The organism is Enorma timonensis (genome assembly GCF_000321165.1).
GTDB lineage: Bacteria > Actinomycetota > Coriobacteriia > Coriobacteriales > Coriobacteriaceae > Enorma.
Window position 1 is genome coordinate 1 of sequence record NZ_CAPF01000099.1, and the last position, 11,292, is coordinate 11,292.

An 11,292-nucleotide genomic window follows, 5' to 3' on the forward strand; every position below is an offset into this window, starting at 1 on the left:
CGGCGCGGTGGCGGACAAGGCGGACCCGGCGGCGGGCGGTGCTCCTGGCGCTGCGGCGACGGCGACGGCGGGCGCGACTCCGGCTGCGGCGGCCCCTGCGTCCGGCGACGCCGCGGACGACCGCGCCGCCAAGATGGAGGCGAAGCTCGCCGCGATGGACCCCGAGAAGGCGGCGAAGGTCCGGGCGGCGCTCGCTGCCCGCGCGGCCAAGGCCGCTGCAAAGGATGGTGAGTAGGCATGGCGACCCGTTCGGTCATCCCCTTCGGCCCGCAGCACCCTGTGCTGCCGGAGCCGGTGCACCTGGACCTCGTCGTCCAGGACGAGCACGTCATCGAGGCCATCCCGCAGATCGGCTTCGTGCACCGCGGCCTGGAGAAGCTCGTCGAGAAGCGCGACTTCAACCAGTTCGTCTACGTCGCGGAGCGCACCTGCGGCATCTGCAGCGTCGGCCACGGCTGGGGCTACGTGAGCGCCACCGAGAAGCTGCTGGGTCTCGAGATGCCGCGCCGCGTGGAGTACCTGCGCACCATCCTCGAGGAGCTCTCGCGCATCCACTCCCACCTGCTGTGGCTGGGGCTTCTGGCCGATGCGTTCGGCTTCGAGGCGCTCTTCAACCACTGCTGGCGCCTGCGCGAGACCATCCTCGACATCTTCCAGCGCACCTGCGGCGGTCGCGTGATCCTCTCGATCATGATCGTGGGCGGCATGGCGCACGACATCGAGGACTCCGAGCTGCGCGCCATCTGCGACAAGCTCGACGGGCTCAAGCGCGACTACAACGAGATCGTGGACACCATGCTCAACGACGTCACGGTGAAGAACCGCCTGTGCGGCGTGGGCTACATCTCGTTCGAGGACGGGCTCGAGCTCTCCATGGTGGGGCCGTTTGCGAAGGGCTCCGGCGTGGAGCACGACATGCGCACGACGGGGTACGGCGCCTACGGCGACCTCGAGCATTTCGAGCCCATCATCTCCAACGAGTGCGACTGCTACGCGCGCTGCAAGGTGCGCTGCGCGGAGATCCCGCAGGCCATCGACATCATCAAGGAGCTCGTGGCCAAGATGCCGAGCGACGGCATCGGCGGGAACCCCAAGGCGAAGGTCGTGCCCGAGGGACAGAGCCACGTGCTCATCGAGCAGCCGCGCGGCGAGGCGTTCTACTACGTGCGCGGCAACGGCACGAAGTACCTCGACCGCTTCCGCCTGCGCACGCCGACCTCGCAGAACCTCGGCGGCCTGGTGAGGGCGCTGCAGGGCGTGGACCTCGCGGACGTGCCCATGATCATCCTCACCATCGACCCGTGCATCAGCTGCACGGAAAGGTAGGCGGGAATGGGAACCTTCAAGCTGGGAAAGATGACGCTGCGCTCGCTCGTGCACAAGCCGGCGACGGTGCGCTATCCGTACGAGAAGCGCGATGTGGAGAAGCTCTTCCCGCAGATGCGCGGGCACGTGGTGAACGACATCGACACGTGCATCCTGTGCGGGATGTGCCAGCGGGTGTGCCCGGTGGGCGCCATCGCCGTGGACCGCAAGGCGGGCGACTGGACGATCGACCCCTACCGCTGCATCCAGTGCGCGAGCTGCACGCACGAGTGCCCGAAGAACTGCCTGAGCATGGGGCTGTGGCCCACCGAGCCCACGACGGAGCTCACGACCGTCACGCTGCACAAGGACATGCCGGCGAAGCCCGCGAAGGCGGCGGGCGCGGGCGCGGCGAAGGGCGGCGCTGCGGGCACGGGCGCTGGTGCGGCTGCCGGAGCCGCGAAGCCGAAGCGCGAGCTCACGCCCGAGCAGCAGGCGCGCGTCGAGGCGGCCCGGAAGGCTGCCGCCGCGAAGAAGGCCGCGAAGGCCGCAGGCGAGGGGCAGGCCGCCGGGGAAGCGGCGGATTCCGGCGCGCAGTAGGCCGGCAGCACGCGCGCGGGGCGCGTACGCGTTATTCGCGCATATGTGCATACAACCTGGAACGGGGAGGCGGCAACGTCTCCCCGTTGTCATGAAAAGCCGGGTTGCGCGGCCTTGACGGCACCGCACGACCGCGCCGTCACCCCCGCGTTAGCGGCTGGGCCTTAGTCGATGAGCTCGCGCGCGAGGGCGAGGTCGCTCTTGACCTCGGGGTACTCGTTGCCGCGGTGCTGGCGGGTCTCGTCGCCCTTGGCCAGCAGGAGCACCAGGCTCTCGCCGTCGTGCTCGTACGCATCGCGGATGGCTGCCTCGACCGCCTGCTCGCGGTCGCAGATGATGCGGTGCGCGACGCCCGCGGGCGTGTGCGCGGCGAGCTCGGCGCAGATGTCCTCGACGCGCTCGTGCGCGGGATCCTCCTCCGTGTAGATGAGCAGGTCGGCGTACTGGCCGGCCACGCGCGGCAGGGCCTCGCGCCGCTCGACGGCCTTGTCCCCGGGCGCGCCGAACACGGCGATGATGCGACGGTCGGGGTACTCGCTCCGCATGGACGAGAAGAGCGCCTGGTAGGAGAGCTCGTTGTGCGCGTAGTCGATGATGGCGATCACGCGGCGGTCACGCGAGGCGACGACCTCCATGCGCCCCGGGACGCGCAGGTGGGCGAGGCCGCGCGCGATGGCGTCATCGGGGGCGCCGAGCAGCTGCGCGCAGGCGATGGCCGCGAGTGCGTTCTCGACGTTGAAGAGGCCGGGGATGCCGAGCTCGATGGGCGCGACCGGCGCGGTGGCCTCACCCGGGGCGTCGCTGCGGACGAGCTCGAAGGCGCAGCCGGTGGGCGTCGGGGCGATCGCGCGCGCTTGGTACGTGGCAGGCACATCCGCGCGCGCGCTGAGTGTGATGACGCGCCGCGCCCGCTCGGCCGCGTCGAGGATGCGCTCGGCGTGCTCGCTGCCCAGGTTCACCACGGCGGTGTCGCACTGCTCGAAGATGCGCAGCTTGCTGGAGAAATAGTCCTCGAAATTAGGGTGCTCGATACCGGAGATGTGGTCGCGGCCGATGTTCAGGAACACGGCGATGTCGAGCGGTAGCCCCAGCACGCGGTCGTACTTGAGCCCCTGGCTCGAGACCTCCATAACCATGATGTCGCGGCCGGCGTCGACGGAGTTGCGCAGGTGGCGCCAGAGCTCGGGCGCCTCGGGCGTGGTGTTGTGGCTTTCGAAGTGTTCGACGCCGTCGTCCGTCTCGATGGATCCCAGGATGGAGGGGGTCATATCCGCCGCATCGAGGATGGATTTGAGCATGTAGGCGGTGGTGGACTTGCCCTTGGTGCCGGTGATGCCCACGATGCGGAGCTTGCGCTCGGGGTGCGCGTAGACCTCGGGCGCGACGAGCGCCATCGCGCGGCGCACGTCGGAGACGGCGAGGTGGGGCGTGCCGGGCACCGCGCCCGCGAGCTCGTCGAGCTTGCTCGCGTCGCAGAGGTAGGCGCCTGCCCCGCGCTCGACGGCGCTCGCGAGGAACGCCGGCTTGAACGCCGCGCCCTTGCACACGAAGAGGTTGCCCGGCTCGATCTCGCGCGAGTCGACGGTCATGCCGCGGACGGGCGCGTCGGGTTCGCTCGCCGTGGCGTCGAGGCCCGCGGCGGTGAGCACGCGGGCGAGCGCGCCCAGGGTGACGGGCGGCAGGGCGGGGGTGTCGGTGCGGTCGGTTTGGGTCATAGGTGACAAACGCCTCCTCGAGACGTGGAACGTGCGGTTTCGCTGGCACCCCATTATACCGGGCGCGTGTGGCAACGAGGTGGGGGCGGGCGCGGTGGACGGGGCACGGTGGACGTCGCGCCCGGCTGGCTGCGGGGTGGCAGACGGGTCGCGCGCTCGCAGGCTGCGGCACGGCCGCGAGGCGTTCATCCGCCCGCGCCCCTCGCACACTAATATGCCCTGATGCAACCCTTACTGAATGCTCGCCGTGTCACGCCCGTGTAAACGGTAGGATACATAGTGAGCAACTCGATCGGAGGTGCCTGAACTGGACGAGCTCATCAGGCTGAAGTTGCGTGGTGCGCGGAACGTGCGCGACCTCGGTGGCTACCCCTATACAACCGAAGATGGCGCGCGCGGTCGCACGGCATATGGCGCGTTCCTGCGCAGCGGGACGCTCGGCGGCCTGCGGCGCGCGGGCTTCGACGCCCTCAGGCAGTACGGCCTGCGCCGCGTCATCGATGTGCGCAGCTCGTTCGAGACGCGCATCTGGCCGGATCCCTTCTCCAAACCCGGCCACGCGTGGGCCGAATACATCCACATCCCCATGCTCGACCAGCTCAACTCGACCGGCATGCGCGGGCAGATCCCGGCGTGCATGTTCGATGTGTACCGCCAGCTCCTGGACGAAGACGCGGCGAGCTTCCGGCTCGTGTTCGAGGCGCTCGACCTGGGTGGGGAGCCCGGCTGCGCGCTCTTCCACTGCCGCGCGGGCAAGGACCGCACCGGCGTGATCGCCATGCTGCTGCTGGGGCTCGCGGGCGTGTCGGACGAGGACATCGTGCGGGATTACGTGGCGACGGGCTCCGTCATGACGCCGAGCATGTGGTTGCAGCGCACGCTCGCGACGGTCGTCTTGCGCAAGCGCATACCGAAGAGTCTCTTCGTCGCGCATGCGGACGAGATCGAGCGCACCGTCGAGCACCTGCACGAGCGCTACGGCTCGGCACGCGACTACCTGGAAGGCTACGCGGGCGTCCCCGCCGAGGTGCTCGACCGCATCACCGCCCGCCTGCGCGGCGATTCGACCCAATGATAAAATCCAGACAGGCTGGTTTTTATCATCCAGCCTCAAAGTGATAAAACCCAGACAGGCTGGTTTTTATCACAATCCTGACGGGCGGGTTCGCCTCATGAAAAAACGGGCGCCCGTCACGCGAGCGCCCGCCATAAAATCTCTGCTCCTTGCCCTGCTACTGGATCTTCGTCGTGCCGGGCGCGAGGTTGGGGTTGGTCTCGTTCGCCGCACCCTGGAGCGTCTTGGTGTAGACGCCGTCGCCGTGGTCGAAGAGCTTGAGGTACTGCATCTTCGCGAGGTCCTCGCGCGCCTTGGCGGCAGCCTTGAACGCGTCGCCGGCGTTCTTGTTCACCGCGGCGTCGGAGAGGTGCCACACGCCCGCGCGGTCCTGGTAGCCGATCATGTTGATGGCCGGCAGGTTCGCGCGCAGGGCGAGCTGCGCCTTCTGGTAGTCGGACAGCGGCGCGCCGATGAGGTCCATGAGCTCGGCGCCCAGGTAGTTCGTGGAGATGTCGACCTCGTCGCTCTCCTGCGCGCGGCCGTCGATGTCGTAGTTCGCCCAGATCACGTACTGCGTGTGGTACAGGCGCTCGCTATGCGTGGCGTCGTCCTCGTCCTGGAACCACTCGTCGTTGAAGTCGGACGGGAAGAACGGCTGGTGGTCGCCGAAGAACACGACCACGACGGGGCGGTCGATCTGCTCGAGCTGGGCGAGGAAGTCCTCGAGCGCCTCGTCGGACTGCTCGATGAGCGCCAGGTACTCGTTGACCTCGGGGTCGTACGTGCCGTCGATGAGGTAGTCCGTGCGCATGTCGTAGGGGATGAGGCCCGTGTCGTAGCCCGAGTGGTTCTGCATGGTCACGTCGAAGATGAACTGCGGGTCCTCGTTGGTCTCGAGGAGCTCGATGATCTTGTCGTACGTCTCGGCGTCAGTCACCATGCCGCGCAGGGTGTCGGCGCCCTGGAAGTCCTCGATGGAGAGGAACTCGTCGAACCCGAAGTCGCGGTAGACGTTCTCGCGGTTCCAGTTCGTGGCGTGGTTGGGGTGCATGGCCGTGGTGTCGTAGCCCAGGTCGCTGAACTGCTGGGCGAGGTTCTCGGCGTGCGTGAGGTTGTAGATGGTGTACGGGTAGACGCCGTTGCCCAGGTAGGCCATAGAGTTGCCCGTGAGCATCTCGAACTCGGTGTTGCAGGTGCCGCCGCCGTAGGCCGACACGTACAGGTCGCCGCGCTGCACCGCGTCGTCGATGCTGTTGAAGAACTCGGGGCCCTCGTAGCCGGCGTGGAGGTTCTGGTAGCACGAGAGGTCGGAGAACGTCTCGTTCATGACCACGATGACGGACGGCTGCACGCTGTCGAACTGGGTCGAGGCGGCCGCGCGCTCCTCGGTCGCGCCCTCGCCCTCGTCGTACTCGCTGGCATAGGACTCGATGAGGTCCTCGGCGCCGCTCTTGGAGTAGCCCTGCGGCTCGCGCGGCTGGATGGTCTGCGCGCTCGAGATGAACGAGGGGATGAAGCCCATGCGGTAGTAGCTCTCGAGCGGGCGCCAGGTGTAGACCTGAATGTGCAGGAAGTTGTAGTAGTCGATGAACACGGTGTGCCCGATGACGCCGCCCAGGCAGAGCACGCCCACGAGCAGGTTGATGAGCATCTGCTTGCGCGTGCGCTCGCCGCGGGCGGGGCGGAAGAGCGCCGCGTAGGCGCTCGCGAGCATGGCGAGGGCGAGCGCGACGATGCCGTAGAGGCAGTACGAGGTGATGCTGAAGATGTAGCCGCCGCCCACGGCCGCCGCCGTGGCGATGGCGGTGAGGTCGCCGGGTTGGATGGGCTGCGACTTGAAGGTGATGACGAAGTACTCCGCGATGCCGATGGCGAAGAAGATGAACGAGACGACGGCCGCCGCGCCGCCGCGACGCTGGAAGAGGTAGAACGCGCCGGCGACGAGGGCGGTGACGAGGAACACCTCGAGCAGGAGGCAGAGCGGGTACATCCACAGCAGGTCGTGGTTGCTGGGGAGCTCGAGCGCGAGCGTGGTGAAGATGCCGGCGGCGACCATGGTGAGCGCGCACGCCGCCTGCGGGTGCGGCCAGCGCCCGCCAGGCTCGAAGGTGGCCAGGAAGCGGTCGCGCAGGCGCGGGCGGGCGAGCGCGAGGTGCGTGCAGCCGATGAGCACCGCGTTCATGATGATGGGGGCGACGGGCTCGTTCTGCACGAGGCCGAGGGCGCCCCACACGCCGATGAACAGCTGGATGGCGAGGAAGGCGATCGCCCACACGATGCCGCTCGCGCGGAAGGGCACGCGCGCGGGGGCGGGGGTGGGCGCAGGGGTCGCGGCTGCGTCTGAGGCCTCGGTCGCGCCAGCCTGAGTGGTTGCCGCCTCGCCTGCTTCGGCCGCCGCCTCGGCAGCTGCGCCGGCGGTCTGGGCGGTCGCGCGCCAGGTGCGGATCTCGCGCACGGCGAGGATGACGTTCGCGATGGCGGCGACGAACGAGATGATGGCTACGAGCATGGGAGCCCCTTCACGTATGACGGAGGAAGCGCCGGCTGCAAAGGCTTTACGAGCGCTTCACGGACTGCTGACATAAGCGACTGCCCATGATACTCCGCGATTGTCGAGATTCTATCGACACGCCCCCGTTTTGCTGGGAAAAACCGCTGCCGCGCAGAAAATGCACGGCCTGTGCGAACGCCCCGTGCTCCCCGGGTACGTTTCGCCGGAAATCCCGGTCAAAACGTGCTGGGGTGCACGGGGCGTATGGGGCGCGCTCTGGGGCGGGCGCGGAGGCAAGGTCGGTGCGCGCCGCGACGCGCCCGCGACCCTCGCTCTCCTCCGCTACGGCCGCTCGTTCGGAGCGATGCGCGTGAGCTTGGAGACGCTCTTGAACTTGGTGAACAGCGGCACGTACTCCACGAACACGCTCGAGTTCTCCAGACCGAACCACTGCGCGGGCGACCCGGCGAAGCTGCGGATGGCGTACTTCAGCGCGATCGCCGTGCGCTCGCGGCTGTCGATGTCGCTCTCGGGCGCGAGCGTCTTGCGCAGCATGCAGAACTGGAACGAGCCGATGGTGCTCGGCCGCTTGTACACGGAGTAGTCGCGCTTCTGCGGCGGCAGCTCGCCCGACGCGGAGAGGTCCTGCACGATCTGGCGGAGGAACGCGTTGACGCGCTGGTTCACCTTGTAGCCCAGGAAGATGTGCACGCGGAAGATGTAGTCCGTCCCGAAGTTCTCGACCGAATACGCGAACGTGTGCGGGTCGTCCATGACCTCGACGTTCACGAACCACCACGCGCGGGCGCGCTTGGGGTGCTTGTCCAGGATGGAGTAGAGGATGTCGCGGTCGAGGTAGTCGGTGTTCGTGCCGTTCGTGAGGTAGACGAGGTTGTCCGCCACGAGGTCGTAGGTGTTGTCGTCGCGCAGGCGGGCGAGCTGGTCGATGTAGTTGCGCACGGGCAGCAGCGTGGCCTGGCGGCGCTCGACGGCGGTGCCGGCGTACCAGCACAGCATGACGCTCATGATGAGCGCGGCGAGCAGGATGGTGAAGTAGCCGCCGTGGAAGAACTTCGTGAGCGACGATCCGAAGAAGAAGCCCTCGAGCATCACGAAGAACACCACGAACACGTACGGGAAGACCTTGAGCTTGCGCACGCTATGCAGGTAGATGAAGAGCAGCACCGTCGTGCAGAGCATGGTGATGGTGATGGCCAGGCCGTACGCCGCCTCCATGTGCGCGGAGCTCTGGAACAGCAGCACCACGATGATGCAGCCCACCCACATGACCTTGTTCACGAGCGGGATGTAGAGCTGGCCCTTCGTCTCGGAGGGGTAGAACACCTGGAGGTGCGGCATGAGGTCGAGGCGGCTCGCCTCGGAGACGAGCGAGAACGCGCCGGTGATGAGCGCCTGCGACGCGATGATGGCCGCGAGCGTGGAGAGCACCACGCCGAAGGGGCGCATCATGTCGGGGAGCATCTGGAAGAAGGGGTTGAGGTCCTCGATGCCCACGAGGGCGGAGTTGCCCTGGTTGGCGAGGAGCCACGCGCCCTGGCCGAGGTAGTTCAGGATGAGGCACACCTTCACAAACGGCCAGGTGGCGTAGATGTTGCCCTTGCCCACGTGGCCCATGTCGGAGTAAAGCGCCTCGGCGCCGGTGGTGGCGAGGAAGCAGCTGCCCAGGATCATGATGCCCGCGTGGTTGTGGGGCGAGAACAGGAAGCGGATGCCGTAGACGGGGTTGATGGCGAGCAGCACCTGCGGGGCGAAGAGCATCGAGACGAGGCCCACGCCGCCCAGGAACAGGAACCAGAACGTCATGACCGGGCCGAACGCGCGGCCGATCTTCGACGTGCCCGCGCGCTGCACCGCGAAGAGGATGCAGACGATGACGAGCGTGATGATGACGACGTTCGTCTGGTTGTCGCCGATGAGCGCGTGCATCTGCGGGATGGTGCGCAGGCCCTCGACCGCCGTGGTGATGGTGACGGCGGGGGTGAGCACGCCGTCGGCCAGCAGGGCCGATCCGCCGAGCATGGCGGGGATGATGAGCCAGCGGCCGAAGCGGCGCACGATGCTGTAGAGCGCGAAGATGCCGCCCTCGCCGCTGTTGTCGGCCTTGAGGGAGATGAGCACGTACTTCACCGTGGTGAGCAGCGTCACCGTCCAGATGACGAGCGAGAGCGAGCCGAGGACGAACTCCTGCGTGACGCTCCCGATGCCGCCGTTGCCGGCGAGGAGCGCCTTGGTGACGTACATCGGCGAGGTTCCGATGTCGCCGTACACCACGCCGATGGTGACGAGCATGGCGCCGAGGCTGATGGGGATGGTGTGCGCCTTGGGGTGCTCCGCCCCCTTGATGGTCTTCGGCGGGCGGATGGTCTTGCGCTCGTGCCGCACGCCGGCGGCCGTCTTCTTTGAGCGCTTGAGCGAGATGCTTCCGGTGGATCCGGGTGCCGCGACCCCATCGGTCTTCGATGGGTGATCCGGCTCAGCGTCCCTGGTCTGCTTGTCCATTGCGTTGAACTCCTTCTTGCGAGCGGTTTTCGGCAGCGTATGCCGCTGTCCGGCCATTATAGCGATATGCGTCCCCCGCTGCGAGATGGGTTGGTTGGGGACGTGTTCCTTTCAACCCATTTTTGTCCGGTGCACCAAACAGGGGGTTGAAAGGAACACGTCCCCAACCAACCCATCTTCTCTCCCGCGCCCCAAAATGGGTTGAAAGGAACACGTCCCCAAATGACCCATCAGCGGGTAGTTGAGGTGACGAGGTAGCAGTGGTGGATGCGCTTGTTGCGCTGGAAGTCCTCGGGGATGGACGCCTCGGTGATGTCCTCGAGGTGTACGCCCGCGCGTTCGAGCGCCTCGACATCCGGCTTGAAGCTGCGGAGGTTGCACGAGAAGATCGCCTCGCCGCCCGGCGCGAGCAGGCCCGCGAGGTCGCTCAGCAGCTCGACGTGGTCGCGCTGGACGTCCCAGGTGCGCTCGCCCATGCGCGCGGAGTTCGAGAACGTCGGCGGGTCGCAGAAGATGAGGTCCCACCGCTCGCCGCGGCGCAGCTGCTCGCGCACCCAGGCCAGGACGTCCGCGCGGACGAACCGGTGCGCGCGCCCGTCGAACCCGTTAAGGCGCATGTTCTCCTCGGCCCAGTCGAGGTAGGTGTTCGAAAGGTCCACGGTGCACGTCTGCGCCGCGCCGCCGTCCGCCGCGTAGCAGGTCGCGGTGCCCGTGTAGGCGAAGAGGTTGAGGAAGCTGCGCGCGCCCCGGGCGTGCTCGCGCACGAGCCCGCGGACGAGGCGATGGTCGAGGAAGATGCCCGTGTCGAGGCGCTCGCCGAACTCGACGGCGAACGTGAGGCCGCCCTCCTCGATGAGGACGGGTTCCGCGCCCGCGTGCCCGCGCGCGTTCGGGGACGCCTGGAGGCCGTACTGCGAGCCGCCGCGCGAGCGCTGGCGCGTCTTCACATGGACGTGCTCGGGCGGAACGTCGAGGACGCGCGGCGCGATGGCGAGCATGTCGAGCAGGCGGTTCTGCGCGCGCTCGGGGTCGACGGTGCGCGGCGCGGCGTATTCGGCCACGACGAGCCAGCGGCCGGGCGTGCGGTCGGCGCCCTCGTACAGGTCGATGGCGGCGGAATAATCCGGCAGGTCGGCGTCGTACACGCGGTAGCAGGTGACGCCCGCGCGCTTCGCCCAACGGCGGCGCAGGCGGGCGACCTTGATGAGGCGGCGCGCGAACTGCTCGGATTCCGGGATGATGAGCGGGATGGGCTTGCCGTCGCCCACGTCGACCGTGCCGGCGGTGCGCGGCGCGGGGGCGGTGGGTTCCGCGGCGGCTGCTGCGCCTGCGTGGTTTGCGGTGCTCGCGGCGCCCGCGGCGTCGGTGAACACCGCGAGGGCGAGCGCGTCGGTGCCGAGCTCGACGTGTAGGGTCTCGGCGGCATCGCCGAGCACGCGGAGCGACCCCTCGCTGCGGGCGAGGCAGGCGAGGGGAGCCTGCGCCCTGCGGTGTCCGTGCGCGGCGGCGCCCGTGAGCTCGCGCGCGAGGCGGATGGCGGCCGCCGCCGTGGCGGGCGCGACCGGTGTGGTGTCGCCGACGACGAAGAGGCCGCCCGCGCTGTG

8 protein-coding genes are annotated in these 11,292 nt (G+C 68.2%); 4 read left to right on the plus strand and 4 right to left on the minus strand.

The window, feature by feature from the left end:
- The 3 genes from BN423_RS10935 to BN423_RS10300 form a co-directional block, all read left to right on the plus strand.
- Window positions 1–235: hypothetical protein (locus BN423_RS10935; RefSeq protein WP_019240164.1), on the plus strand; the 235-nt coding region annotated here is incomplete at its 5' end.
- A 2-nt stretch (window positions 236–237) separates the two neighbouring features.
- Window positions 238–1,326: a hydrogenase large subunit gene (locus BN423_RS10295; protein WP_019240165.1), complete on the plus strand. Its 1,089-nt coding sequence runs from the start codon at window positions 238–240 to the stop codon at window positions 1,324–1,326.
- A 6-nt stretch (window positions 1,327–1,332) separates the two neighbouring features.
- Entirely contained in the window at window positions 1,333–1,905 is a 573-nt protein-coding gene (locus BN423_RS10300) for a 4Fe-4S binding protein (RefSeq protein WP_019240166.1), read from the plus strand.
- Between the two features lie 164 nt (window positions 1,906–2,069).
- On the opposite strand, the gene BN423_RS10305 is transcribed toward BN423_RS10300, so the two are convergent.
- Entirely contained in the window at window positions 2,070–3,620 is a 1,551-nt protein-coding gene (locus BN423_RS10305; protein WP_019240167.1) for a Mur ligase family protein, read from the minus strand.
- A 298-nt stretch (window positions 3,621–3,918) separates the two neighbouring features.
- Between BN423_RS10305 and BN423_RS10310 the strand changes: the two genes are divergently transcribed.
- Window positions 3,919–4,695 (plus strand): tyrosine-protein phosphatase, encoded by a 777-nt coding sequence (locus BN423_RS10310; protein ID WP_019240168.1) that lies wholly within the window; start codon window positions 3,919–3,921, stop codon window positions 4,693–4,695.
- 157 nt (window positions 4,696–4,852) lie between these two features.
- Here the strand turns inward: BN423_RS10310 and BN423_RS10315 are convergent, their stop codons facing one another.
- The 3 genes from BN423_RS10315 to BN423_RS10940 all read right to left on the minus strand — a co-directional run.
- Window positions 4,853–7,186, minus strand: coding sequence for an LTA synthase family protein (locus tag BN423_RS10315; protein WP_019240169.1), 2,334 nt, complete (start codon window positions 7,184–7,186; stop codon window positions 4,853–4,855).
- A gap of 324 nt (window positions 7,187–7,510) precedes the next feature.
- The gene (locus BN423_RS10320; protein WP_019240170.1) at window positions 7,511–9,688 is read right to left on the minus strand and encodes a KUP/HAK/KT family potassium transporter; all 2,178 of its coding nucleotides are present in this window, start codon (window positions 9,686–9,688) and stop codon (window positions 7,511–7,513) included.
- Between the two features lie 230 nt (window positions 9,689–9,918).
- The coding region (locus BN423_RS10940) for a class I SAM-dependent methyltransferase (RefSeq protein ID WP_019240171.1) at window positions 9,919–11,292 on the minus strand (1,374 nt) is incomplete at its 5' end.

Excerpts from the sequence above, each read along its gene's own strand:
- BN423_RS10295 (WP_019240165.1), top strand. The coding sequence starts at position 238 with ATGGCGACCCGTTCGGTCATCCCCTTCGGCCCGCAGCACCCTGTGCTG.
- BN423_RS10300 (WP_019240166.1), top strand. The coding sequence starts at position 1,333 with ATGGGAACCTTCAAGCTGGGAAAGATGACGCTGCGCTCGCTCGTGCAC.
- BN423_RS10305 (WP_019240167.1), bottom strand. The coding sequence starts at position 3,620 with ATGACCCAAACCGACCGCACCGACACCCCCGCCCTGCCGCCCGTCACC.
- BN423_RS10315 (WP_019240169.1), bottom strand. The coding sequence starts at position 7,186 with ATGCTCGTAGCCATCATCTCGTTCGTCGCCGCCATCGCGAACGTCATC.
- BN423_RS10320 (WP_019240170.1), bottom strand. The coding sequence starts at position 9,688 with ATGGACAAGCAGACCAGGGACGCTGAGCCGGATCACCCATCGAAGACC.